The 25,237-nt window shown below is 52.0% G+C and carries 24 protein-coding genes, 5 tRNA genes and 1 other annotated feature; of the genes, 23 read left to right on the top strand and 6 right to left on the bottom strand.

Features of this window, described 5'->3' with window-relative positions; genetic code table 11:
- Positions 1-7: 7 nt before the first annotated feature.
- The 13 genes from recA (at position 8) to luxS (ending at position 9,340) form a co-directional block, all read left to right on the top strand.
- Entirely contained in the window at positions 8-1,078 is a 1,071-nt protein-coding gene (gene recA / locus HX773_RS23410) for a recombinase RecA (RefSeq protein ID WP_176973524.1), read from the top strand.
- Positions 1,079-1,193: 115 nt separating this feature from the next.
- Entirely contained in the window at positions 1,194-1,709 is a 516-nt protein-coding gene (locus HX773_RS23405) for a regulatory protein RecX (protein WP_176973523.1), read from the top strand.
- A 135-nt stretch (positions 1,710-1,844) separates the two neighbouring features.
- A complete protein-coding gene (gene alaS / locus HX773_RS23400; RefSeq protein ID WP_176973522.1) occupies positions 1,845-4,472 on the top strand; it encodes an alanine--tRNA ligase in 2,628 nt (875 codons plus the stop codon).
- A gap of 249 nt (positions 4,473-4,721) precedes the next feature.
- On the top strand, positions 4,722-4,907 hold the full coding sequence (csrA, locus tag HX773_RS23395; protein WP_008104508.1) for a carbon storage regulator CsrA: 186 nt from the start codon (positions 4,722-4,724) through the stop codon (positions 4,905-4,907).
- Positions 4,908-5,212: 305 nt separating this feature from the next.
- Positions 5,213-5,305: transfer RNA gene (locus HX773_RS23390), tRNA-Ser, on the top strand.
- Positions 5,306-5,313: 8 nt separating this feature from the next.
- A tRNA-Arg gene (locus HX773_RS23385) sits at positions 5,314-5,390 on the top strand.
- An 85-nt stretch (positions 5,391-5,475) separates the two neighbouring features.
- Positions 5,476-5,552, top strand: a tRNA-Arg gene (locus HX773_RS23380).
- A gap of 55 nt (positions 5,553-5,607) precedes the next feature.
- A tRNA-Arg gene (locus HX773_RS23375) sits at positions 5,608-5,684 on the top strand.
- A 44-nt stretch (positions 5,685-5,728) separates the two neighbouring features.
- A tRNA-Arg gene (locus HX773_RS23370) sits at positions 5,729-5,805 on the top strand.
- Positions 5,806-6,046: 241 nt separating this feature from the next.
- Entirely contained in the window at positions 6,047-6,613 is a 567-nt protein-coding gene (yqaB, locus tag HX773_RS23365; RefSeq protein WP_176973521.1) for a fructose-1-phosphate/6-phosphogluconate phosphatase, read from the top strand.
- The gene (locus tag HX773_RS23360) at positions 6,610-7,038 is read left to right on the top strand and encodes a YqaA family protein (RefSeq protein ID WP_176973520.1); all 429 of its coding nucleotides are present in this window, start codon (positions 6,610-6,612) and stop codon (positions 7,036-7,038) included. The genes yqaB and HX773_RS23360 overlap by 4 nt, the downstream gene beginning before the upstream one ends.
- A 31-nt stretch (positions 7,039-7,069) precedes the next feature.
- A complete protein-coding gene (gshA, locus tag HX773_RS23355; protein WP_176973519.1) occupies positions 7,070-8,674 on the top strand; it encodes a glutamate--cysteine ligase in 1,605 nt (534 codons plus the stop codon).
- Positions 8,675-8,824: 150 nt separating this feature from the next.
- A complete protein-coding gene (gene luxS / locus HX773_RS23350) occupies positions 8,825-9,340 on the top strand; it encodes an S-ribosylhomocysteine lyase (protein WP_007893307.1) in 516 nt (171 codons plus the stop codon).
- Positions 9,341-9,392: 52 nt separating this feature from the next.
- Here luxS and HX773_RS23345 read toward each other — a convergent pair whose 3' ends face one another.
- A complete protein-coding gene (locus tag HX773_RS23345; protein ID WP_176973518.1) occupies positions 9,393-10,679 on the bottom strand; it encodes an HlyC/CorC family transporter in 1,287 nt (428 codons plus the stop codon).
- Between the two features lie 10 nt (positions 10,680-10,689).
- Positions 10,690-11,484: an inner membrane protein YpjD gene (locus HX773_RS23340; protein ID WP_008108993.1), complete on the bottom strand. Its 795-nt coding sequence runs from the start codon at positions 11,482-11,484 to the stop codon at positions 10,690-10,692.
- 167 nt (positions 11,485-11,651) lie between these two features.
- Here HX773_RS23340 and ffh point away from each other — a divergent pair, with 167 nt between their 5' ends.
- The 7 genes from ffh (at position 11,652) to tyrA (ending at position 17,760) form a co-directional block, all read left to right on the top strand.
- The gene (gene ffh / locus HX773_RS23335) at positions 11,652-13,013 is read left to right on the top strand and encodes a signal recognition particle protein (RefSeq protein ID WP_008108995.1); all 1,362 of its coding nucleotides are present in this window, start codon (positions 11,652-11,654) and stop codon (positions 13,011-13,013) included.
- A 143-nt stretch (positions 13,014-13,156) separates the two neighbouring features.
- Positions 13,157-13,405, top strand: coding sequence for a 30S ribosomal protein S16 (rpsP, locus tag HX773_RS23330; protein ID WP_007893313.1), 249 nt, complete (start codon positions 13,157-13,159; stop codon positions 13,403-13,405).
- Between the two features lie 18 nt (positions 13,406-13,423).
- Complete coding sequence (gene rimM / locus HX773_RS23325; protein WP_008108998.1) at positions 13,424-13,972, top strand: ribosome maturation factor RimM; 549 nt, start codon at positions 13,424-13,426, stop codon at positions 13,970-13,972.
- Positions 13,973-14,007: 35 nt separating this feature from the next.
- A complete protein-coding gene (gene trmD / locus HX773_RS23320) occupies positions 14,008-14,772 on the top strand; it encodes a tRNA (guanosine(37)-N1)-methyltransferase TrmD (protein ID WP_176973621.1) in 765 nt (254 codons plus the stop codon).
- Positions 14,773-14,814: 42 nt separating this feature from the next.
- Positions 14,815-15,165: a 50S ribosomal protein L19 gene (gene rplS, locus HX773_RS23315; RefSeq protein WP_007893316.1), complete on the top strand. Its 351-nt coding sequence runs from the start codon at positions 14,815-14,817 to the stop codon at positions 15,163-15,165.
- Between the two features lie 387 nt (positions 15,166-15,552).
- Positions 15,553-16,632, top strand: a complete 1,080-nt coding sequence (locus HX773_RS23310; protein ID WP_101762625.1) for a 3-deoxy-7-phosphoheptulonate synthase — start codon at positions 15,553-15,555, stop codon at positions 16,630-16,632.
- A gap of 6 nt (positions 16,633-16,638) precedes the next feature.
- Positions 16,639-17,760 (top strand): bifunctional chorismate mutase/prephenate dehydrogenase, encoded by a 1,122-nt coding sequence (tyrA, locus tag HX773_RS23305; RefSeq protein WP_176973517.1) that lies wholly within the window; start codon positions 16,639-16,641, stop codon positions 17,758-17,760.
- Between the two features lie 33 nt (positions 17,761-17,793).
- Here the strand turns inward: tyrA and pheA are convergent, their stop codons facing one another.
- The 4 genes from pheA to bamD all read right to left on the bottom strand — a co-directional run bounded on the left by pheA (position 17,794) and on the right by bamD (position 20,544).
- A complete protein-coding gene (pheA, locus tag HX773_RS23300) occupies positions 17,794-18,957 on the bottom strand; it encodes a bifunctional chorismate mutase/prephenate dehydratase (protein WP_176973516.1) in 1,164 nt (387 codons plus the stop codon).
- 22 nt (positions 18,958-18,979) lie between these two features.
- Positions 18,980-19,104: a sequence feature (Phe leader region), on the bottom strand.
- On the bottom strand, positions 19,056-19,103 hold the full coding sequence (gene pheL, locus HX773_RS23295; RefSeq protein WP_176973620.1) for a pheA operon leader peptide PheL: 48 nt from the start codon (positions 19,101-19,103) through the stop codon (positions 19,056-19,058). (Overlaps the previous feature by 48 nt.)
- A gap of 96 nt (positions 19,105-19,200) precedes the next feature.
- Positions 19,201-19,527: a ribosome-associated translation inhibitor RaiA gene (gene raiA / locus HX773_RS23290; RefSeq protein WP_008109009.1), complete on the bottom strand. Its 327-nt coding sequence runs from the start codon at positions 19,525-19,527 to the stop codon at positions 19,201-19,203.
- 276 nt (positions 19,528-19,803) lie between these two features.
- Positions 19,804-20,544, bottom strand: coding sequence for an outer membrane protein assembly factor BamD (gene bamD / locus HX773_RS23285; protein ID WP_008109011.1), 741 nt, complete (start codon positions 20,542-20,544; stop codon positions 19,804-19,806).
- Between the two features lie 130 nt (positions 20,545-20,674).
- Here bamD and rluD point away from each other — a divergent pair, with 130 nt between their 5' ends.
- The 3 genes from rluD (at position 20,675) to clpB (ending at position 25,080) form a co-directional block, all read left to right on the top strand.
- Positions 20,675-21,655 (top strand): 23S rRNA pseudouridine(1911/1915/1917) synthase RluD, encoded by a 981-nt coding sequence (gene rluD / locus HX773_RS23280; RefSeq protein WP_176973515.1) that lies wholly within the window; start codon positions 20,675-20,677, stop codon positions 21,653-21,655.
- Entirely contained in the window at positions 21,652-22,380 is a 729-nt protein-coding gene (gene yfiH, locus HX773_RS23275) for a purine nucleoside phosphorylase YfiH (protein WP_176973514.1), read from the top strand. Before rluD ends, yfiH begins: the two co-directional genes overlap by 4 nt.
- Before the next feature lie 126 nt (positions 22,381-22,506).
- Entirely contained in the window at positions 22,507-25,080 is a 2,574-nt protein-coding gene (gene clpB, locus HX773_RS23270; protein WP_176973513.1) for an ATP-dependent chaperone ClpB, read from the top strand.
- The last annotated feature ends 157 nt before the right edge of the window (positions 25,081-25,237 follow it).

The following is a 25,237-nucleotide window of genomic DNA, read 5'->3' as shown; positions in this document are numbered from 1 at the left end:
AGTGGAAATGGCGATCGACGAGAACAAACAGAAGGCTTTAGCTGCCGCACTGGGCCAGATTGAGAAGCAATTTGGTAAAGGCTCCATCATGCGCTTGGGTGAAGACCGCTCAATGGATGTCGAAACCATCTCTACCGGCTCACTGTCACTGGATATCGCGCTGGGCGCGGGTGGCTTGCCGATGGGCCGTATCGTTGAGATTTACGGACCGGAATCTTCGGGTAAAACCACGCTGACGCTGCAGGTTATTGCTTCTGCACAGCGCAAAGGTAAAACCTGTGCCTTTATCGATGCTGAGCACGCACTGGATCCGGTGTACGCGAAAAAACTGGGCGTTGATATCGATAACCTGCTGTGTTCACAGCCGGATACCGGTGAGCAAGCGCTGGAGATCTGTGATGCGCTGGCGCGTTCAGGCGCAGTTGACGTCATCATCGTCGACTCCGTGGCGGCGCTGACGCCGAAAGCGGAAATCGAAGGTGAGATCGGCGATTCGCACATGGGGCTGGCCGCTCGTATGATGAGCCAGGCAATGCGTAAGCTGGCGGGTAACCTGAAGCAGTCCAACACGCTGCTGATCTTCATCAACCAGATTCGTATGAAGATTGGTGTGATGTTCGGTAACCCGGAAACCACAACCGGCGGTAACGCGCTGAAATTCTATGCTTCTGTTCGTCTGGATATCCGCCGTATCGGTGCGATTAAAGAGGGCGACGAAGTGGTAGGTAGCGAAACCCGCGTGAAAGTTGTGAAGAACAAAATTGCGGCACCGTTTAAACAAGCTGAATTCCAAATCATGTACGGCGAAGGTATCAACACCTTTGGCGAGCTGGTGGATCTTGGCGTGAAGCACAAACTGGTTGAGAAAGCCGGTGCGTGGTACAGCTACAACGGTGAGAAGATTGGTCAGGGTAAAGCTAACTCCACCAACTTCCTTAAAGAGAACCCGGCGATTGCGAATGAAATCGACAAGAAGCTGCGTGACTTACTGTTAAGTGGTGATGTTGCCGCCGCAGACACCGCGAAAATCCCCGCTGATGATCGCGAAGAAGCCAGCGAAACCAACGAAGATTTCTAAAATATTAACGGGAGCAGAGATGCTCCCGTTTTGCTTTTCCCCGCCAGCGCTTTTCCTCTCTGCCTTCTTGCTTTACCCTGCGACCCTGCACGACTGTTAGAACAAGGTTGATCCTATGTCATCGTCACCATCTGCGGCACCAGTGCCAACATATTCCCGTTTGCTCGACCGTGCGATGCGTATTCTTTCGCAGCGCGATCACAGCCGCGAAGAGCTGAAGCGTAAGTTGCAGCTCTCTTCCCAACGTGCGGCCTATCTGCAGCAGCAGGAAAACACGCCAATTCCCGACGAGTTACTGGAAAAAGTGCTCGACTGGTGTCAGGAGAGCGGTTGGCTCAACGATGAGCGCTTTACCGAACGCTTTATTCAGAGCCGTGCGCGTAAGGGATATGGGCCACAGCGCGTGCGGATGGAGTTGCAGCAAAAAGGCATTGGGCGCGATGAGATCAATCAAGCGCTGTTCGATACCGAAGTGGACTGGAGCCAGTGCGCAGCCGATCTTGCCAAACGCAAATTTGGCGAACCCCTGCCGCAAACCTGGGCCGAGAAAAGCAAGGTACAGCGTTTTTTGATGTCGAAAGGCTTTATGATGGAAGATATTCAGGCTGTTTTCAGAAATAGTGACGACTGAAAGGCGATGTGATTTTACTTCCCACTGAAGAAAATTTATCTTATTCCCACTTTTTGTTCCTCAGTCAGCGGCAGGCCGGATGGATAGGGTTTGCCAGCGAAAGGGAACGTTCGTTAGCGTGATTCCAGGAATTTTATGAGCAAGAGCACTGCTGAGATCCGTCAAGCGTTTCTCGACTTTTTTCATAGCAAGGGACATCAGGTTGTAGCCAGCAGCTCCCTCGTACCGAACAACGACCCGACTTTGCTGTTTACCAATGCGGGGATGGTCCAGTTTAAAGACGTTTTCCTCGGTCAGGATAAGCGCGACTACGCGCGTGCAACGACGTCACAGCGTTGTGTGCGTGCCGGCGGCAAGCATAACGACCTCGAAAACGTGGGCTACACGGCACGTCACCACACCTTCTTTGAAATGTTGGGCAACTTCAGCTTTGGTGATTACTTCAAGAAAGAAGCGATCGCTTATGCATGGGAACTGCTGACGGGTGAGCAGTGGTTTAAGCTGCCTAAAGAGCGCCTGTGGGTGACCGTCTATGAAACAGACGATGAAGCCTTCGAAATCTGGGCTAACGAAATTGGTGTGCCGCGTGAGCGCATTATCCGTATCGGTGACAACAAAGGCAGCGCCTACGCATCAGATAACTTCTGGCAGATGGGCGACACCGGTCCTTGCGGTCCATGCACCGAAATTTTCTTCGATCACGGTGATCATATCTGGGGTGGCCCGCCGGGCAGCCCGGAAGAAGATGGCGATCGTTACATCGAGATCTGGAACATCGTCTTCATGCAGTTCAACCGTCAGGCCGACGGCACCATGGAGCCGCTGCCGAAACCGTCAGTGGATACCGGCATGGGTCTGGAGCGTATTGCTGCGGTGTTGCAGCACGTTAACTCCAACTATGAAATTGATCTGTTTGCCAAATTGATCAAGTCGGTTGCGCAGGTAACGGGCGCAACCGATCTGGATAACAAGTCGCTGCGCGTTATCGCTGACCATATTCGCTCTTGTGCCTTCCTGATCGCCGATGGCGTAATCCCATCGAACGAAAACCGCGGCTATGTATTGCGTCGCATCATTCGTCGCGCGGTGCGTCACGGCAATATGCTGGGTGCGAAAGAAGCCTTCTTCTACAAGCTGGTTGCGCCACTGATTGAGGTGATGGGTGCTGCAGGCGAAGATCTGAAGCGTCAGCAGAAGCATGTTGAAAACGCGCTGAAGAACGAAGAAGAGCAGTTTGCTAAAACGCTGGAGCGTGGACTTGCTTTGCTGGATGAAGAACTGGCCAAGCTGCAGGGCGATACGCTTGATGGCGAAACGGTGTTCCGTCTGTACGATACCTTCGGTTTCCCGGCGGATTTGACCGCTGACGTGTGCCGTGAGCGCAATCTGAAGATCGATGAAGCGGGTTTTGAAGCCGCGATGGAGCAGCAGCGTCAGCGTGCGCGTGAAGCCAGTGGTTTTGGTGCCGACTATAACAATGTCATTCGCATCGATGCCGCAACCGACTTTAAAGGCTATGACCATCTGGAACTGAATGCGACAGTCGAAGCACTGTTCGTCGACGGTCAGCAAGTTGAGCAGATTAGCGCAGGTCAGGACGCAGTGGTTGTGCTGGACGAAACGCCGTTCTACGGCGAGTCAGGTGGACAGGTTGGCGATACCGGCGTGCTGGCTGGGCAGAATGCTGAATTTAGCGTTCAGGATACTCAGAAGTATGGTAAAGCGATTGGTCATATCGGTAAGCTGAGCAGCGGTCAGTTACGCGTTGGTGACCGTTTGCATGCGCAGGTTGATGAAACGCGTCGCGCACGCATCCGTTTGAATCACTCCGCCACGCACTTGCTGCATGCAGCACTGCGTCAGGTGTTGGGGGATCACGTAGGACAGAAAGGCTCGCTGGTTAACGATAAATACCTGCGTTTCGACTTCTCTCATTTTGAAGCCATGAAACCGCAGGAAATCCGTCAGGTTGAGGATATTGTTAACGCGCAGATTCGGCGCAACCTTGCCGTTGAGACCGAAATCATGGATCTCGATGACGCAAAACAGAAGGGCGCAATGGCGCTGTTTGGTGAGAAATACGATCAGCGCGTACGTGTGCTGACCATGGGCGATTTCTCTACCGAACTCTGTGGTGGTATCCACGCGCTGCGTACCGGTGATATTGGCTTGTTCCGCATTCAGTCTGAATCAGGCACTGCTGCAGGTGTACGCCGCATTGAAGCCGTAACCGGCGAAGGTGCGTTGGCACAAGTCAATGCGCAGAGCCAACAGCTGCTGGATGTGGCGCAATTGGTGAAAGCCAATAGCAGTAACCTGAATGAGAAGGTGCGCGGCCTGGTTGATCACGTCCGTGCGCTGGAAAAAGAGTTGCAGCAACTGCGCGATCAGCAAGCTGCGCAGGAAAGCGCTTCACTGAGCAGTAAGGCGGTTGACGTTAAAGGCACGAAGTTGCTGGTCAGTGAACTGAGCAACGTTGAGCCGAAAATGTTGCGTACCATGGTTGACGACCTGAAGAACCAGTTAACGTCTGCCATTATCGTGCTGGCAACGGTTGATGATGGCAAAGTTTCACTGATTGCGGGTGTGACCAAAGATCTCACTGACCGTGTAAAAGCCGGCGAGCTGATTGGCGAACTTGCTTCTCAGGTTGGTGGTAAAGGCGGTGGTCGCCCAGATATGGCTCAGGCCGGCGGTACAAATCCGCAGGCGCTGGCTGGCGCGCTGGCAGGCGTGCAGGAATGGGTCAGTAACCGACTGTAACGTATAAAACTTCGCATTGTGATAAGCGCCAGAAGCCCGTTTTCTGGCGCTTTTTTAACGCGGTGCACACCAGGTAATGACAAAGTCCGGTTGATGTAGTGTATTTCGGCTAAACTAACTATCAGCAGAATGTATTGGCATGGCGAAGCACAATGGTGTATTTGTCATAGGCATTGTTCAGCGTTATATGATGGATACGGCCGGGAGACCGAACAAGCCCGACTCTTTTAATCTTTCAAGGAGCAAAGAATGCTTATTCTAACTCGTCGAGTTGGTGAAACCCTCATGATTGGCGATGAGGTGACTGTAACGGTGCTGGGTGTTAAAGGTAACCAGGTCCGCATTGGTGTTAACGCGCCTAAAGAAGTTTCGGTACATCGCGAAGAGATCTATCAGCGTATTCAAGCCGAAAAAACTCAAGCCTCGAGTTACTAACGGATTCAGCGCCTCGCTCCTGAGCGAGGCGCTACCGGTTTTTCCCCTCCAGTCCTGCACATCTCCCGCTTTTCTTTCTCAATCCCTCAATTCTTTTAACGCCCATTTGTGTTCTCAAGCAGGCTTTCTTTGTTGATAAATCACTCTTTTTGTCGCTAAAGCATCCGAATTGAGTGTCATTTGTGCAATCAAACAAAAGGCTGGAAATAAATGTTTGACTTATAAGTCCGGGAAAGTAATATGTGCGCCACGCAGTGCCGATGAGCAGAAACAAGTTCAGAAGCACGGTTCGGAAGAACGCGTAAGGTGAGGTGGCCGAGAGGCTGAAGGCGCTCCCCTGCTAAGGGAGTATGCGGTCAAAAGCTGCATCCGGGGTTCGAATCCCCGCCTCACCGCCATTTCCGATGCATCCATAGCTCAGCTGGATAGAGTACTCGGCTACGAACCGAGCGGTCGGAGGTTCGAATCCTCCTGGATGCACCATTCGGAATGGTGAAGTAAGAGTGAACGAGCAGTTCCTTTCATGGTGAGTTGTTAGCACCCTGCGTTGTACAAGAATTAACTCGATGCATCCATAGCTCAGCTGGATAGAGTACTCGGCTACGAACCGAGCGGTCGGAGGTTCGAATCCTCCTGGATGCACCATTCTTCGTATCATCCTCAGGTTGTTTCAGTTAGTCCATCGTAAGAAAACCTCAATGCATCCATAGCTCAGCTGGATAGAGTACTCGGCTACGAACCGAGCGGTCGGAGGTTCGAATCCTCCTGGATGCACCATTCCTCTTCAAACTTCTCAAAATTTTCTTCAGCAGTAACTCGATGCATCCATAGCTCAGCTGGATAGAGTACTCGGCTACGAACCGAGCGGTCGGAGGTTCGAATCCTCCTGGATGCACCATCTCTTCTTCGATACCTACCTGTTTTTGACTCTCAGTTTCTGAATCCTGCGGCAATCAAATCAACTTGTAAAAAAATCGCTGAATTTACCGGCGTTTATCCACGGCATTGCACTCTGACCTTTTTCTGAAAACGAAAAAAACTAATGCTTTCAAAGCATTTGCGGTTAAGCGCGCCTGGCGACAACCTGAGCGCATTACGCTAAAGTAATGGCTCATTTTGTGGTGCTCGATGGAGTGACAATGTACGACCAATATGACGCCCTGATTTTCGATATGGACGGCACAATTTTGGATACTGAGCCGACACATCGAAAAGCCTGGCAGCAGGTGCTTGGCCGCTATGGTTTCATCATGGATGAAGAGAAAATGGTGGGCTTCAATGGCGCTCCAACCTGGCAACTGGCGCAGTTCATTCTTGAGCAGAACAATGCAACGCACGATCCGCATCTGCTGGCGGCGGAAAAAACCGCTGCACTGAAAGCGATGTTGCTGGATGACGTGCGTCCGCTGCCGTTGATGGACGTGGTAAAGGCTTATCATGGTCGCCGTCCGATGGCGGTGGGTACCGGCAGTGAACACAGCCTGGCAAAAGCCTTGCTCGAAGAGTTAGGTGTTTACCACCTGTTTGATGCGGTTGTCGGAGCGGATGACGTACAGCGTCACAAGCCGCAGCCGGATACCTTTTTACGCTGCGCTGAATTAATGGGGATCGCGCCCGAGCGCTGTGTAGTGTTTGAGGATGCTGACTTCGGCGTACAAGCCGCCAAAGCAGCAGGCATGGACGTGGTTGATGTCCGTTTACTGTGAATGAATTTCTGACCTATGGATCGTTATTCGGCAGCAGCTTCCTGAGTGCGACTCTGTTACCGGGAAGCTCGGAAGCGGTGCTGGTTGCACTGCTGATCGCCAAAAAAGGTTCGGTTTATGGATTGTTATTGGCTGCATCAGTGGGAAACACGCTGGGTGGCCTGACCAACATTCTTCTTGGTCGCCTGATGCCGCCAAAAGGGCAAGGGCGATGGCACGACACAGCAATGACGTGGTTACACCGATTAGGACCTGCAGCACTGATTTTTAGCTGGCTGCCGGTAGTGGGCGACTTACTCTGCGTGCTCGCAGGTTGGTTGCGCTTTGCCTGGCTGCCTTCGGTGCTGTTCCTCGCCATTGGTAAAACGCTGCGTTATATCGTTATCGCGACCGCCACATTACAAACAATGCAATGGTGGCATTGATTCGCACAGATTCGAGGCTACGGCTAACATTATGCTGAACAAAAATAAATTATTAACACAGCGGGAGGTTAACGTGATCCCGGACGTATCTAAGGCACTTTCCTGGCTGGAGGCGCATCCTGACGCGTTAAAGGGTATCGGCCGTGGTATTGAGCGCGAATCATTACGCGTAAAACCCGATGGTCACCTGGCAACCACAGGACATCCTGAGTCACTCGGTTCAGCACTCAAGCATGATTGGATCACCACCGATTTTGCCGAAACGCTGATGGAGTTCATCACGCCGGTTGATCAGAGCATCGATCGTTCACTGGCGTTTCTGCGCGATATTCACCGCCATGTGGCGCGTGAGTTAGGCGAGGAGCGCTTGTGGCCTTTCAGCATGCCGGGCTTCATTGATGACGTTGATAGCATTGAGCTGGCGCAGTATGGCAGCTCCAACATCGGCAAAATGAAAACGCTGTATCGTCAGGGGCTGAAGAATCGCTATAGCGCGCTGATGCAGATTATCTCTGGCGTGCACTACAACTTCTCGCTGCCGCTGTCGTTCTGGCAGGAGTGGGCGGATGTGAAAGATGCCGAAAGCGGTAAAGAGACCATCTCTGCCGGCTATCTGCGTTTGATTCGCAACTACTATCGTTTCGGCTGGGTCATTCCGTATCTGTTCGGTGCATCGCCAGCGATCTGCTCCTCGTTCCTGCAAGGGCGTGAGAGCAATCTGCCGTTTGAAAGTGATGGCAAAGGCACGCTGTGGCTGCCTCACGCCACCTCACTGCGCCTGAGCGACCTCGGTTATACCAACAAATCGCAGAGCGGTTTGGGTATCACTTTTAACTCGCTGGAAGGTTATGTTGCAGCGCTGAAAGCGGCGATTAAAACGCCGTCGGAAGAGTATGCCGCTATGGGCACCAAAGATGCCGATGGCAACTGGCTGCAGCTGAACACCAACGTGCTGCAGATTGAAAACGAGCTGTACGCGCCGATTCGTCCAAAACGCGTTACGCGTTCAGGCGAAGCACCCTCTGATGCGCTGCTGCGTGGCGGTATCGAATACATCGAAGTGCGTTCGCTGGACATCAACCCCTTCTCCGCGATTGGTGTGGATGCCGATCAGGCGCGCTTCCTCGATCTGTTCCTGATTTGGTGTACGCTGGCGGATGCGCCAGAAATGAGCGCGGATGAGCTGCTGTGTACGCGCAAAAACTGGAACCGCGTGGTGATGGAAGGGCGTAAGCCTGGCCAGGTCATTGCTGTAGGTTGCAGCGAAAAAGAACATACGCTGGTTGAAGTGGGTAAAGCGCTGTTTGCCGATCTGCGTCGCGTGGCGGAAGTGCTCGACAGCAATCACGGCAACACGCAATATCAACAGGTTTGCGATCAACTGGTGGCATCTTTCGACGATCCTGAGCTAACCTATTCGGCGCGCATCCTGCATGCGATTAAAGAAAACGGTTTGACCGGCGCGGGCGTGGCATTGGCAGAGCAATATCGTCATCTGCTGTGTGAAGAGTCGTTAGAGATTCTGACTGAAGAAGATTTTAGCCGTCAGGCGCTGGAGTCGGTGCAGGCACAAGAGAAGCTGGAACAGAGCGATACGCTGGATTTCGAAAGCTACCTTGCGGGTCGCGAAGGCTAGAAAAGAAAATGGCCACATCAATGTGGCCAAAATAAACATCTCTGTTGTCAGGGATGATGATAACAAATGCGCGTCTTTCATATATTCAGACGCTGGACGAACAGAAAAGTTTCATCGTTTTAAAAAAAATCTCAAAACAGGAGGTGACGTATGCCACTACTGGATAGTTTTACTGTTGATCACACCATCATGGGCGCACCTGCAGTACGCGTAGCAAAAACCATGAAAACTCCGCATGGCGATACCATCACCGTTTTCGACCTGCGTTTTTGCCGTCCGAATATTGAAATTCTGACTGAGCGTGGCATTCATACGCTGGAGCACCTGTTTGCTGGCTTCATGCGTAATCACCTGAATGGTGATGGCGTTGAAATCGTCGACATCTCTCCAATGGGTTGCCGCACCGGCTTCTACATGAGTTTGATTGGTACGCCTGACGAGCAGCGTGTAGCGAAAGCCTGGAAAGGCGCGATGGAAGATGTTCTGAAGGTCAAAGAGCAGGGCCAGATTCCTGAGCTGAACGAATATCAGTGCGGCAGCTACAAACTGCACTCACTGGATGAAGCGCAGCAGATCGCGCGTAATGTGCTGGCTCACGACATCGGCGTGAACCGCAACGAAGATTTGAAGCTGCCAGCTGAAAAGCTGAAAGAGCTGCACATCTAGTTGAGACACCATGAAAAACGCCGCGATAATCGCGGCGTTTTTGTTTGCAGGCTTAGGAGCCGATGGAGGATTTCAGTGCGTGGTGCGGCGTGATGCGCACCTGCTTCACCATGTTGTCCTGCACATCAAGGATATCGATATCGTAGGCGCCAATCGTAACGCGGGTATCGACCAGCGGAATCTCTTCCAGTGCTTCCAGCAGCATGCCGTTAATGGTACGCGCATCCTCTTCCGGCAGCGTCCAGTTAAAGGCTTTGTTGATTTCACGTACATTGGCGCTGCCTTCAATCAATACCGAACCATCATTCTGCGGCATCACTTCTTCGGCCAGCGACGGTGACATTGAGGTGGTGAAGTCGCCGACGATCTCTTCCAGGATATCTTCGATCGTCACTAAGCCTTTAACATCGCCATATTCATCAACCACCATGCCGACTTTCTTTTTGTTACGCTGAAATTTAACCAGCTGCACGTTAAGCGGCGTGCCTTCCGGTACATAGTAAATCTCATCAGCAGCACGCAGCAGGCGATCTTTGTTGAACTCTTTCTTCTCGGTCATCATGCGCCAGGCTTCACGCACGCGCAGCATGCCAACACAGTCATCCAGTGAATCGCGGAACAGGACGATACGTCCATGCGGCGAATGACTTAGCTGGCGCTCAATCGATTTCCAGTCATCATTGACGTTGATGCCGACGATCTCATTGCGCGGCACCATGATGTCATCCACGCTGACTTTCTCCAGATCAAGCACCGATAGCAGCATGTCCTGATTACGCCGCGACATCAGCGAGCGCGACTCATGCACAATGGTACGCAACTCTTCTTTGCTTAACGCCGAACTGATGGAACCGTCAGTTTTAATGCCCACCATGCGCATCAAAATGCGGGTAATGGTATTCAGCAGCCACACCAGCGGCAGCATTACATATTGCAGCGGAGCCAGTAACACGCTACTGGGATAGGCCACTTTTTCCGGATAGAGCGCCGCGACCGTTTTCGGCAGCACTTCAGCAAATACCAGCACCACAAAAGTCAGAATACCGGTGGCAATCGCAACGCCGGCATCGCCATACAGGCGCATACCGACAATAGTGCCGAGTGCGGAGGCGAGAATATTCACGAGGTTGTTGCCGATTAAAACCAGGCTGATCAGGCGGTCGGGACGACGCAGAAGTTTTTCCACCCGACGCGCGCCGCGATTGCCGCTTTTGGCTTTATGGCGCAGTTTGTAACGATTGAGTGTCATCATGCCGGTCTCTGAACCGGAGAAATAGGCAGAGACCAGCACCATGATGACCAGCGTAATGATCAGCGTGGTGGTTGAAACGTGTTCCAACACAAAATCCTTAGTGAGAGGTGAGCAGGTGCTGAAGCACGCGACTGCCGAAGTAGGCCATGGTTAGCAGCAATGCGCCGCCACAGTTAAACCACACGACGCGGCGTCCGCGCCAGCCTTCACGATAGTGTCCCCAAAGCAGAACGATGTAGACAAACCAGGCAATGATGGAGAGAACCGCTTTATCCACATTCTCAGCGCTAAACAGGTTATGCATGAAGAGCAAACCGGTGCACAGCACCAGCGTCAACAGCACAACACCAATCTGCGTGATGTGGAACATTTTGCGCTCAATGCTGAGCAGCGGCGGCATATCCTGAGTGAAAGCCAGTTTCTTATTTTTCAACTGGTAATCGATCCACGCCAGCTGCAGCGCATACAGTGCCGCGATGATCAGCGTGGCATAGGCAAACAGCGACAGGCCGATGTGAACCATCATGCCCGGCGTGGTTTCCAGATGCGTAATAAAGGCATTCGGCACAAATGTGGCAAAGGCCAGGTTAATCAACGCAAAGCTGTAAACAATCGGCAGCAGCAACCAGCCACGATTGCGCGAGGCGACAATCGTCATGATGGCGCAAATCAGCAGGCTAACCAGCGAGCCGATATTGAGCAGGCTGAGGTTTTGCCCGTTATCAACAGCAAAAATGCGCTGCTGCAGGGCAACGGCGTGCGCAATCAGCGCCACGCAGGCAGAAAGCACAGCAAAACGACGCCAGCCACCGTTGCGTTTAAGCAGGCTGGGAATGATCAATGCAAGGCTGAGGGAGTAGGCGAACAGCGCCACGATCGCGAAAACGAACATAGATCCTTTCAGGTATCGGTCAGATAAGGAAAAAAGCAGTATAGCGCCAGCAGCAGCAGGCTCCAAACGATCTGACGGTCAATTGCAGAGATCGCTTCGTCTTCGTGTTATAATCCGCCGCATTGTGTCGCCTATGGCGGCCTCGCTACGGTTCTAAGTGAGAGAGCATGTTTGATAATTTAACCGATCGTTTGTCGCAAACCCTGCGCAATATCAGCGGCCGCGGAAGGCTGACCGAAGACAACATCAAAGATACGCTGCGTGAAGTACGCATGGCGCTGCTGGAAGCCGACGTTGCGCTGCCGGTAGTGCGTGAATTTATTAATCGCGTGAAAGAGGCCGCCGTTGGCCACGATGTGAACAAAAGCCTGACGCCAGGCCAGGAGTTCATCAAAATCGTGCGCAACGAACTGGTTGCGGCGATGGGCGCTGAAAATAATGCGCTCAATCTGAATGCTCAGCCGCCAGCCGTGGTGCTGATGGCAGGTTTGCAAGGTGCCGGTAAAACCACCAGCGTGGCGAAACTGGGTAAATTCTTGCGTGAGAAGCATAAGAAGAAAGTGCTGGTGGTTTCTGCTGACGTTTATCGCCCTGCGGCGATTAAACAGCTGGAAACCCTGGCTGAGCAGGTCGGCGTGGATTTCTGTCCGTCTGATCTGAGCCAAAAGCCGGTCGATATTGTTCAGAACGCGCTGAAACAAGCCAAAGTGCAATTCTACGATGTGCTGCTGGTGGATACCGCCGGTCGTTTGCACGTCGATGAAGCGATGATGGACGAAATAAAACAGGTACACGCCGCGATCAATCCGGTGGAAACCCTGTTTGTGGTCGATGCCATGACCGGTCAGGATGCCGCCAACACGGCGAAAGCCTTCAACGAAGCGCTGCCGCTGACCGGTGTGATCCTGACTAAAGTTGATGGTGATGCGCGCGGTGGTGCGGCGCTGTCGATTCGTCACATTACCGGCAAGCCAATCAAATTTATGGGGATGGGTGAGAAGACCGAAGCGCTGGAAGCTTTCTATCCAGAGCGTATCGCGTCGCGCATTCTCGGCATGGGCGATGTTCTGTCGCTGATCGAAGATATTGAGAGCAAAGTTGACCGCGATCAGGCGGAGAAACTGGCGAAGAAACTGAAAACCGGCGACGGTTTTGATCTCAACGACTTCCTTGAGCAGTTGAAGCAGATGCGCAACATGGGCGGCATGGCGAGCCTGATGGGCAAGCTGCCGGGCATGGGGCAACTGCCTGACAACGTGAAATCGCAGATGGATGACAAAGTGCTGGTTCGCATGGAAGCCATCATCAATTCGATGACGCGTAAAGAGCGTGAGAAGCCAGAAATTATCAAGGGTTCGCGCAAACGTCGTATTGCGCTGGGCTCAGGCATGCAGGTGCAAGACGTCAACCGACTGCTGAAACAGTTTGATGATATGCAGCGCATGATGAAGAAAATGAAGAAAGGCGGCATGGCCAAAATGATGCGTGGCATGAAAGGTATGATGCCGCCTGGATTCCCTGGTCGCTAAGGCGGCCGCAGAGAAAGCCGGTTATTTGACACACTCAGGTTGCTTTTTGCGCCAAAATGAGTAAAATTTTCGGGCTTTTTATATCGCGCTCGGGCCCCGTTCCTCGATGGGGCCCGAGCGCTTTATTAACTAATGAGGATGTTATGGTAACAATTCGTTTGGCACGTCACGGCGCTAAAAAGCGTCCGTTCTATCAGGTCGTCGTCACTGACAGCCGCAATGCTCGTAACGGTCGTTTCATCGAGCGCGTAGGTTTCTTCAACCCGATCGCTTCTGGTCAGGCTGAAGGTCTGCGTCTGGATCTGGACCGTATTGAGCACTGGGTTGGCCAGGGCGCAACGCTTTCTGATCGCGTTAACGCGCTGATCAAAGAAGCAAAGAAAGCAGCTTAATCTGTCACGGTGGTGAGCATGAGCATTAAACCTGCCGGGCAGCCTCCCGTTAACCCGATTGTATTGGGAAAAATGGGCGCGGCTTACGGAATTCGGGGTTGGCTCAAAGTGTTTTCCTCCACTGAAGACGCTGAAAGCATCTTCGACTACCAACCTTGGTTCATCCAGCGCGCCGGTAAATGGCAGCAGGTCGAACTCGAGGGCTGGAAGCACCACAATCAGGACCTGATCATCAAAGTCAAAGGCATTGACGATCGGGATGCTGCGGCACAGTTGACCAATTGCGAAATTACGGTCGACTCCACGCAGCTGCCGGCGCTGGAAGCAGGCGATTACTACTGGAAAGACCTTATGGGTATGAAAGTAGTGAACCTCGAAGGCTACGAGATGGGCAAAGTCATTGATTTGATGGAAACCGGATCGAACGACGTTCTCGTCGTTAAGGCAAACCTGAAGGATGCATTCGGTGCGCAAGAGCGGTTAATTCCGTTTCTTGATGAACAGGTTATCAAGAAAGTCGATCTCTCTACTGGCCTTATTGAAGTAGATTGGGATCCTGGTTTTTGATCTCCGGACAATCCGGTAACGTAACGGCGAACGCGATGTGGATTGGTGTTATTAGCCTGTTTCCAGAGATGTTTCGCGCTATTACCGAGTACGGGGTAACTGGCCGGGCAGTAAAAAATGGCCTGCTCGACATTCAAAGCTGGAGTCCTCGTGACTTCACGCATGACCGGCACCGTACCGTGGACGATCGTCCTTACGGCGGCGGACCGGGAATGTTGATGATGGTGCAACCCTTACGGGACGCCATCTCCGCAGCGAAAGCGGCGGCGGGAGAAGGCGTTAAGGTGATTTATCTTTCACCTCAGGGACGCAAACTGGACCAACAGGGCGTTTGCGAACTGGCGACCCATCAGAAGTTGATTCTGGTGTGTGGTCGCTACGAAGGGATAGATGAGCGCGTGATTCACACTGAGATTGATGAAGAATGGTCAATCGGTGATTACGTTCTCAGTGGCGGTGAGCTGCCAGCCATGACGTTGATTGACTCGGTCGCCCGGTTTATTCCCGGCGTATTGGGAAAGCAGGCGTCAGCCGATGAGGATTCGTTCTCGGATGGTTTGCTGGATTGCCCGCACTACACCCGACCTGAAGTGTTAGAAGGGATGGAAGTTCCGCCAGTTTTACTGTCGGGCAACCATGCCGATATTCGCCGCTGGCGCCTGAAACAGTCGTTAGGCCGTACCTGGCTAAGAAGACCTGAACTTCTGGAAAACCTGGCTCTGACTGAAGAGCAAGCACGGTTGCTAAATGAGTTCCAGCGTGAACATCAGCAGCAACAAAACGATGAGGCGGGAGAGTAATCTTCCCTCACTATCAGTTTACCCAGGATAAGAGATTTAATTATGAGCAACATTATCAAGCAACTTGAACAAGAGCAGATGAAGCAGGACGTACCTTCATTCCGTCCGGGTGATTCCGTGGAAGTGAAAGTATGGGTCGTAGAAGGTTCTAAGAAGCGTCTGCAGGCATTCGAGGGCGTGGTTATCGCTATTCGTAACCGCGGTCTGCATTCTGCATTCACTGTTCGTAAGATTTCTAACGGCGAAGGTGTTGAGCGTGTCTTCCAGACTCACTCTCCAGTAATTGACAGCATTGCTGTTAAACGTCGTGGTGCTGTGCGTAAAGCCAAACTGTATTACCTGCGTGAGCGTACCGGTAAGTCAGCTCGTATCAAAGAGCGTCTTGGCGCGTAAGCGACTTCTCAAAGTTAATAGCAAACAAGGGGTTGGCCATTTGGCCAGCCCCTTTTTTTATGGGCGTAAAAGGGCGCAGGATAATATCCAGTGTGGGCAGTGTATGTTTCCTGAAAATAATGAAAATCAAAATGTTAGACCATACTTTTAGCGCAAGACTTCATCAGATTACAATGTTGTGTAATCTTTAGTTTACACGTGCATGTTACTGCTATGTTTTATATATTTATGATTTATATAATTATTTTATCGTTTCATGGGTTTTTTATTTAATGTGGTAATAAATGTGTACATCAGTGGATTGCAAGATGTACATGGTGTGATAAAGTAAGCGCCATCCTCAGTGAGGATCCCAAACCGCATAAACGAGTAAAAAGGATCGCAATCATGCAAAAAGACGCGCTGAACAATGTGCATATCGCCGACGAACAAATTTTGATTACCCCGCAAGAGCTGAAAGCCAAATTCCCGCTCACTGCGGCGCAGGAAGCGCAAATTGCGTCTTCTCGCCAAACCATTGCCGACATTATTGCGGGCCGCGATCCGCGCCTATTGGTGGTTTGTGGTCCTTGTTCAATTCACGATACCGAAGCCGCACTTGCCTATGCCCGTCAGTTGCAATCTCTCTCTGCACAATTGAAGGATCAGCTGTACATCGTTATGCGCGTTTATTTTGAAAAACCTCGAACCACCGTCGGCTGGAAGGGGTTAATCAACGATCCTTACATGAACAACTCGTTTGATATGGAAGCAGGCCTGCATATTGCTCGTCAGCTGCTGGTTAATCTCGTGGAGATGGGTTTACCGCTGGCGACCGAAGCGCTGGATCCGAATAGCCCACAATACCTTGGCGATCTGTTTAGCTGGTCAGCGATCGGTGCGCGTACCACCGAATCACAAACCCACCGTGAAATGGCTTCAGGCCTTTCCATGCCGGTTGGTTTTAAAAATGGTACGGATGGCAGCCTTGGCACCGCGATTAACGCCATGCGCGCCGCCGCAATGCCGCACCGTTTTGTTGGCATCAATCAGGCTGGCCAGGTTTGCTTGCTGCAAACGCAGGGCAACCCAGATGGACACGTAATTTTGCGCGGCGGTAAAGCACCAAACTACGGTCCAGAAGATGTCGCTCAGTGTGAAAAAGAGATGCTGAAAGCGGGACTGCGTCCGGCCTTAATGATAGATTGCAGCCATGGTAATTCTAACAAAGACTATCGTCGCCAGCCTGGCGTAGCCGAATCGGCTATCGCGCAGATTAAAGATGGAAACCGTTCCATCATTGGCCTGATGTTGGAAAGCAACATTCATGAAGGCAACCAGTCTTCTGAACAGCCACGTAGCGAAATGAAATACGGTGTGTCCGTCACTGATGCCTGCATCAACTGGGAAACCACTGAAACGTTGCTGCGTGAAATCCATCAGGATCTGCAGGGAGTGCTGTCGGCGCGTCTGTCACACGAGGTGTAATGAGTCATGGTGGCTGAACTGACCGCGCTACGCGATCAAATCGATGAAGTAGATAAAGCACTGCTTGGGTTACTGGCAAAACGACTGGAGCTGGTAGCCGAAGTAGGGGAAGTTAAAAGCCGCTACGGTTTGCCGATCTATGTTCCTGAGCGTGAGGCCAGCATGCTGGCTTCCCGCCGCCAGGAAGCTGAAGCGCTCGGCGTGTCGCCGGACTTAATTGAAGATGTATTGCGTCGTTTGATGCGTGAATCCTATGCGCATGAAAATGACAAAGGCTTCAAAACGCTGTGTCCGACGCTGCGTCCGGTGGTCATTGTAGGTGGCCGCGGCCAGATGGGGCGTCTGTTTGAAAAGATGCTGACGCTTTCTGGCTATCAGGTCCGCATTCTGGATAAAGGCGATTGGGAACGCTCAGACGAGCTGCTGAAAGATGCGGGCATGGTGATCATCAGCGTGCCAATCCATCTGACCGAGCAAATCATCGGTGGGCTGCCGAAATTGCCAGAAGACTGCATTCTGGTCGATCTGGCCTCGGTGAAGAATCGCCCGCTGCAGGCGATGCTAGCCGCGCACACCGGACCGGTTCTGGGCTTGCATCCGATGTTTGGCCCGGACAGTGGCAGCCTGGCAAAGCAGGTTGTGGTTTGGTGTGATGGCCGTCAGCCGGAAGCTTATCAGTGGTTCCTCGAGCAGATTCAGGTTTGGGGCGCGCGGCTGCATCGTATCAGTGCCGTTGAGCACGACCAGAATATGGCGTTTATTCAGGCACTGCGTCACTTTGCGACTTTTGCTTATGGCCTGCATCTGGCGGAAGAGAACGTTAATCTGGATCAGCTGCTGGCGCTATCTTCACCGATATACCGCCTTGAACTGGCAATGGTTGGACGCCTGTTTGCGCAGGATCCACAGCTTTACGCGGACATCATCATGTCCTCGGAGAGTAATCTGGCGCTGATTAAACGTTACTACCAACGATTTGGCGATGCGATCAAATTGCTCGAGCAGGGCGATAAGCAGGCCTTTATCGATAGCTTCGAGCGCGTCGAACACTGGTTTGGTGATTACGCGAAACGCTTCCTGGTAGAAAGCAGAAGCATGCTGCGATCGGCGAACGATAGCCGACAGTAAAAACAAAAGGCATCCGTGAGGATGCCTTTTTGCTTAGAGGCGCGGCTCAACTGGCACCACATTCTCGCCTGGATAGCAGCCGAGAACCTTTAATGAACGGGTTAAGCCGCTCAACTCGGTTAACGCCAGCTGCATACTCTCTGATTGCAGATTGCCCTGCACATCAATATAAAACATCTCTTCCCATGGATTGCCGTTGATTGGACGGTTTTCCAGTTTGCTCATGATGAGGTCGTGGTTACGTAATACCATCAGCGCTTCAACCAATGCGCCCGCTTGTTGGCCCGTCGCCATGATCAGCGTTGTTTTCGCCGGAACCTGACCTGAAACCTCAATCGCTTTACGTGCCAGCACGATGAAGCGTGTATGGTTCTGCTGTTGATTGGCCAGGTTGCGCTCCAGTACCTGCAATCCATACAGCTCACCGCCCGCTTCGCTACCTAATGCGGCAACCTTTGGTGAATTCATCGCTGCCACTTTCTCCATCGCTGCAGCGGTGCTTTCGGTGTATTCGATTTTCCACTGCGGGAAGCGATTAATGAACTGGCTGCACTGTTGGAACGGCTGTGGATGGCTGTACACCGTTTCGATCTGCTGTAGATCGGTGCTGCCGTTGACAAGCACACAGTGCTCAATCGGAATGGTCAGTTCCCCCACAATCGATAGCGTGGTTTGCTGAAGCAGATCGTAAACGTCATTTATCGAACCCGAGCTGGTATTTTCAATCGGCATTACCGCGTAGTCCGCTTGTCCACTTTCCACCTGCTGGATGATGTCATGGAATTTCAGACAGCCGATCTCAACCATTGAATCAAAATGTCGGGTAGCGTATTTACGCGCCGCAAGATGTGAGTAAGAGCCTTTCGGACCGAGGAAGGCAATACGCGGAGCGTGCGCATGTGGATGGTTGAGATTCTTTTGCAGCAAAGCTTGCTGGGTAAGAACTGAATCTTCAATCACCAACTGAAACAGGCGGGTAATGTAATGCGCATCAAGCTGATGCTTTTTACCCAGTGAAATCAGGTTTTCCAGCAGAGCGCGCTCACGCTCAACGTCGCGGATTGGGCGATGCGTTGCCAGTTTGGCCTGTGCAACTTCAACAGCCAGTGTGCGACGCTCCGACAAAAGCGCTAAGAGTTTTTCATCAACGGCGCTGATTTTATCGCGTAATGCCAGCAGCGGATTTTCGGGATTCATAGGGCTCACCTGTAAAATGTCCAATAAAAAAGCCTCCCATTTGGGAGGCTTTGTTGTTCGTCTTCGCATTCATTTTCACATGACGAATCGCCTCCCAATCAGGGGAAGGTAAAAAAGAATGCGAAGAAGAACGGCAGATATTTCATGGTTGTTTCCATAAATGAAGTGGCTTGAGAGTAACCGCAGTGATTTAAAGCTGTCAATAAAAAACGCGCCCGGAGGCGCGTTACTAAAGATGTCTGTTTATTCCGTAGGAAGAAAATCTTTCACACTGCTGTTGGCGCGACGGGCTTCGGGTTTATGTTGCGCTTTATTGAGTTGTCGCTCCAGCTTGGCAATCAAGTCATTGATGGCCGTATACATATCATCATGTTTCGCGCTGGCAACCAGCGTTCCGTTAGGCGTATTAATGGTGGCATCAGCCACAAACTCCTTCGGCTCTTTCGATAACACAATGTGAGGGTTTATCAGATGTGTTTGCCATTTTTCCAGCTTGGCGAGACGCTCTTCAACGTGGTTACGGATGGCCTCGGTGATTTCCATTTGTTTGCTGGTAATGTTCAGAATCATAGTTAAACCTCTCTGTCATTTCCGTGTGGGTAGATCCAGCATACCGCGGATATTAAGAAAATGTGTGATCTAAATCACATTGAAATGTCACTTTTTGTCAATGCCGCTTAATTGTGAGAAAGGCCGGGAAAGTGGCGGGAAATGCTTGAAGACGGCGGGGGAAGGGCGCATGATTGGCTGGATAACCGCAGCGATAAATCTCTAAAACTACTGAGTTATCCCCAAAGTGACATAAAAAAAGCAGCCTTGTGGGCTGCTTTTTTGTGGGTGTAATAATCAGGACTGATTATTCGCCGCAATGATTTTTGCCACTTTGTCGGCTTCAGCCGTCAATTGCAGCTGGCGGTATGCATTTTCCATCAACGGCAACGCTTCATGAGTCGCCTCAGTATCCGGATAATCCTTCATCATTGTTTCCACGCGGTTAACAACAGCGACATAGGCACCGCGCTTGGTATAGAATTGCGCCACCGAGAGTTCATACTTCGCCAGGCGCTCTTTCAGGAATGCCAAACGTTTCTGCGCATCCGCAGCATATTGGCTGTTTGGATAACCGCGCAGTAATTGCGAGAAGTCACGGAAAGCATCACGAGCGTGCGTCGGATCACGATCGGAACGATCGATACCGAAGAAGCCCTGCAGTGCAGAATCATCCAGCGCCATATCCGTCAGACCTTTCATATAGATGACATAGTCGATATTCGGATGAGTTGGATTCAGACGCATAAAGCGAGATATAGCGGCTTGCGCCAGTGGCAGATCGGCATTTTTGTAATACGCGTAGATCAAATCCAGCTGTACTTGCTGCGAGTAAGGACCAAACGGATAGCGGTTATCCAGTGCTTCCAGTTGCTTAATCGCCGCTTTAAAGTTACCGTCCTGCAGCTTTTGCTGGGCCGTGGCGTAAATTTCAGACGGCGGGCTGTCCGGGACTGGATCTGATGAGCCAGAACAACCCACAAGCGCCAGGCTCAGGCTCAGTGTGGCAGCAGCCACCAGATGTTTCATACGCGTCATGACGAAATGATTATCCTCAAAGTGTTGTAGCAGAAGCTGTCCGTATAGCTCCCAGTTATGACCAGGTACGATAGCACATTATATTAAACGGCATCGCCGTGAAAACCCAACGTTAACGAAGAAGCTGTATATGGCACAACAAGTTCAACTCACCGCAACGGTGTCCGAAGCACAGCTTGGACAACGCTTAGATCAGACTTTGGCAGAATTGTTCCCTGATTATTCACGTTCTCGCATAAAAGAATGGATTCTTGAGCACCGAGTCAGCGTCAACGGCACTATCATCGATAAACCAAAAGAAAAAGTTTTTGGCGGTGAGCATGTCTCGATTGATGCTGAGATCGAAGAAGAGCAACGCTGGGAAGCGCAAAACATCCCACTGAATATCGTCTATGAAGATGACGATATTCTGGTCATCAACAAACCTCGCGGTTTGGTGGTACATCCTGGCGCCGGTAATCCTGATGGCACGGTGCTTAACGCACTGCTTTATCACTATCCACCGATCGCTGACGTGCCTCGTGCGGGCATTGTTCATCGTTTGGATAAAGATACCACCGGTTTGATGGTGGTCGCGAAAACCGTTCCTGCGCAAACGCACCTGGTCGAAACGCTGCAGCTGCGCGAAATCACGCGTGAATATGAAGCGGTGGCTATTGGCACCATGACTGCGGGCGGTACTGTGGATCAGCCCATGGCGCGCCACTCAACCAAACGTACGCACATGGCGGTGCACCCGATGGGCAAACCGGCAACCACGCACTATCGCATCATGGAGCACTTCCGTGCCCATACGCGTTTGCGTTTACGTCTCGAAACCGGTCGTACGCATCAGATTCGTGTGCATATGGCGCATATCAACCATCCGCTGGTGGGCGATCCGCTGTACGGTGGCCGTCCACGTCCGCCAAAAGGGGCATCTGAAGCTTTCATCACTACGCTACGTGGTTTTGATCGCCAGGCGCTGCATGCCACGATGTTACGTCTCTATCACCCAATCACCGGTATTGAGATGGAATGGCACGCGCCGTTGCCGCAGGATATGGTCGATTTAATTGATGCGCTGAAAGCCGATACCCTTGAATTCCGCGATCAGATGGATTGGCTATGAGTGAATGGATCATCCCGGATTGGCCTGCGCCGCAGCACGTTCGGGCATGTTCCACCACGCGTAACGGCGGCGTCAGCGCTGCTCCATGGGATTCGTTGAATCTTGGTGGGCATGTTGGCGACGCTGAGGCGCATGTTGCTCAGAATCGTCAACGCTTAGTTGAACAACAGGCGCTACCTGCAATGCCGCAATGGCTGGATCAGATCCATGGCCAAGTGGTTGCGCGTTTACCCGCCAGCGATCCGCTGCCACGCGCTGATGCCGCAATCACGCGTGAAAGCGGGGTGGTTTGCGCAGTGATGACGGCGGATTGTTTGCCGGTGCTGTTCTGCAGCAAGGATGGCAGCGAAGTAGCGGCAGCACATGCCGGTTGGCGTGGACTCTGTAATGGCGTGCTGGAACAGACGTTGTCGCAGTTTCACTGCGCGCCCAATGATATTCATGCATGGCTTGGTCCGGCAATTGGGCCGCAGGCATTTGAAGTTGGGCCGGAAGTCAGAACGGCATTCATGGCGCATGATTTACAAGCGGAAGAGGCTTTCCGTCCGGCGGGTAACAAATACTTCGCCGATATTTGGCTACTGGCGCGTCAGCGTCTGCAGTCCGCCGGCGTGCAATCCATCAGTGGTTCAACGCGTTGTACCTTCCATGAGCGCGATGATTTTTTCTCCTACCGACGCGACGGAATCACCGGGCGTATGGCAACTTTGATTTGGCTGAGATAACCTTACGCCACAAGACGGTCCAGTTAGCGTGTTTTTTGCTCACAACTCAGGTCATTAACCTTGAAAAATTTGAGGGATGACCTCATTTAATCTCCAGTAGCATTTTGACCTGTAATGGGAGGAATTATGCGTCTGGATCGTCTTACTAATAAATTTCAACTGGCACTTGCCGATGCACAGTCCCTTGCTCTGGGACATGACAATCAATTCATTGAACCCCTTCATTTGATGAGCGCATTGCTCAATCAGGAAGGCGGATCGGTGCGTCCGTTGCTCAGCGCGGCGGGTGCCGACGTAGCTGGCCTGCGTACCAGCATTGAACAAGCGATTAATCGACTACCGCAGGTTGAAGGTACCGATGGCGATGTACAGCCATCCGCCGATCTGATTCGGGTACTCAACCTGTGCGACAAGCTGGCGCAAAAGCGCGGCGACAACTTTATATCATCTGAATTATTTGTATTGGCGGCCCTCGATTCACGTGGTTCGCTGGCTGATCTTTTGAAATCAGCTGGCGCGACGTCGGAAAAACTCTCTAAGGCCATCGAGCAAATACGGGGAGGAGACAGCGTGAACGATCAAGGGGCTGAAGATCAGCGTCAGGCATTAAAAAAATACACCATCGACCTTACAGAGCGTGCCGAACTCGGCAAGCTGGATCCGGTTATTGGTCGTGATGAAGAGATCCGCCGCACCATTCAGGTGTTGCAGCGTCGTACAAAAAATAACCCGGTACTGATTGGTGAACCCGGCGTCGGTAAAACGGCTATCGCCGAAGGTTTAGCGCAGCGCATCATCAATGGCGAAGTGCCGGAAGGTTTGAAAGGCCGTCGCGTGCTGGCTCTGGATATGGGGTCGCTGGTGGCGGGCGCTAAATATCGCGGTGAATTCGAAGAGCGTCTCAAAGGCGTGCTTAGCGATCTGGCGAAGCAGGAAGGCAACGTCATTCTGTTTATCGACGAACTGCATACCATGGTGGGCGCCGGTAAAGCCGATGGCGCAATGGATGCAGGCAACATGCTGAAACCCGCATTGGCGCGCGGTGAGTTGCACTGTGTCGGCGCAACTACGCTGAATGAGTATCGCCAGTTCATTGAGAAAGATGCGGCGCTGGAACGTCGTTTCCAGAAAGTCTTTGTTGCTGAGCCGAGTGTCGAAGATACCATTGCCATTCTGCGCGGACTGAAAGAACGCTATGAGCTGCATCACCATGTGCAGATAACCGATCCGGCAATTGTGGCTGCGGCGACGTTGTCGCATCGTTATATCTCCGATCGCCAGCTTCCGGATAAGGCCATCGATCTGATAGACGAAGCGGCTTCAAGTATTCGTTTACAGATGGATTCGAAACCAGAATCACTCGATCGCCTTGAGCGTCGCATCATCCAGTTAAAACTGGAGCAGCAGGCGCTGAAGAAAGAGTCTGATGACGCCAGCCTGAAGCGGTTGGAAATGCTGGAAAGTGAACTTGACCAGAAAGAGCGTGAATATGCTGAGCTGGAAGAGGAGTGGAAAGCGGAAAAAGCCTCATTAACCGGCACGCAGAACATTAAAGCAGAGCTGGAACAAGCGCGCCTGACGATGGAGCAAGCGCGACGCGTTGGCGACCTGGGTCAGATGTCTGAACTGCAGTACGGAAAAATTCCGGAACTGGAGAAACAGTTAGCCATCGCTACGCAGTCTGAAGGTAAAACCATGAAGCTGTTGCGTAATCGCGTAACGGATGTGGAGATTGCCGATGTACTGGCGCGTTGGACCGGAATCCCTGTCGCACGCATGATGGAAGGTGAGCGCGACAAGTTGCTGCGTATGGAGCAAGAGCTGCACTCACGCGTTATCGGTCAGAACGAAGCGGTAGAAGCGGTTTCGAATGCGATTCGTCGTAGCCGCGCCGGATTGTCGGATCCGAATCGTCCAATTGGTTCCTTCCTGTTCCTCGGACCAACTGGCGTCGGTAAAACCGAATTGTGTAAAGCGCTGGCTAACTTCCTGTTCGATAGCGATGACGCGATGGTGCGTATTGATATGTCCGAGTTTATGGAAAAACACTCGGTGTCGCGGCTGGTGGGTGCACCTCCGGGATATGTCGGCTATGAAGAGGGCGGTTATCTGACCGAAGCGGTACGTCGTCGACCTTACTCGGTGATTCTGCTGGATGAAGTCGAGAAGGCGCATCCTGATGTGTTCAACATTCTGTTGCAGGTTCTGGACGATGGGCGCTTAACCGATGGACAGGGCCGTACGGTCGATTTCCGCAACACCGTGGTGATAATGACCTCGAACCTTGGCTCCGATCTTATTCAGGAACGTTTCGGTTCTCTGGATTATCAGGAGATGAAAGAGGTGGTGATGACGGTTGTGGGGCAGCATTTCCGCCCAGAATTTATCAACCGTATAGATGACATGGTGGTGTTCCACCCGTTGGGCGAAAAACACATTGCTTCAATTGCGCAGATCCAGCTGCAACGTTTGTATAAACGTCTTGAGGAGCGTGGCTATCAGCTGCGTATCTCCGATGAGGCGCTCAAACTGCTCGGCGAGAATGGCTATGACCCGGTTTATGGTGCGCGTCCATTGAAACGCGCTATTCAGCAGCAGATTGAAAACCCGCTGGCGCAGCAGATTCTTTCTGGTGCCTTGGTTCCGGGAAAAACCATCGAGATGGATGTAAAAGACGATGTGATTGTTGCTCATCAGTAATCACTTCTGATTAAAACGGGCCTGCGGGCCCGTTTTTTTTGGCCTTATCGCAAGAATTAGCTGCTTTTTGCAACGTATAGCCTGGAAAGTGAGCGGTCGCGCGAAAACTTCAAATTAGCACTTGTCAGCTGAAATGAACTCCCTATAATGCGCCACC

This window comes from Pantoea sp. B9002, from assembly GCF_013385945.1.
Taxonomy (GTDB): Bacteria; Pseudomonadota; Gammaproteobacteria; order Enterobacterales; family Enterobacteriaceae; genus Pantoea.
This window is presented reverse-complemented; position numbering and strand designations above follow the sequence as displayed.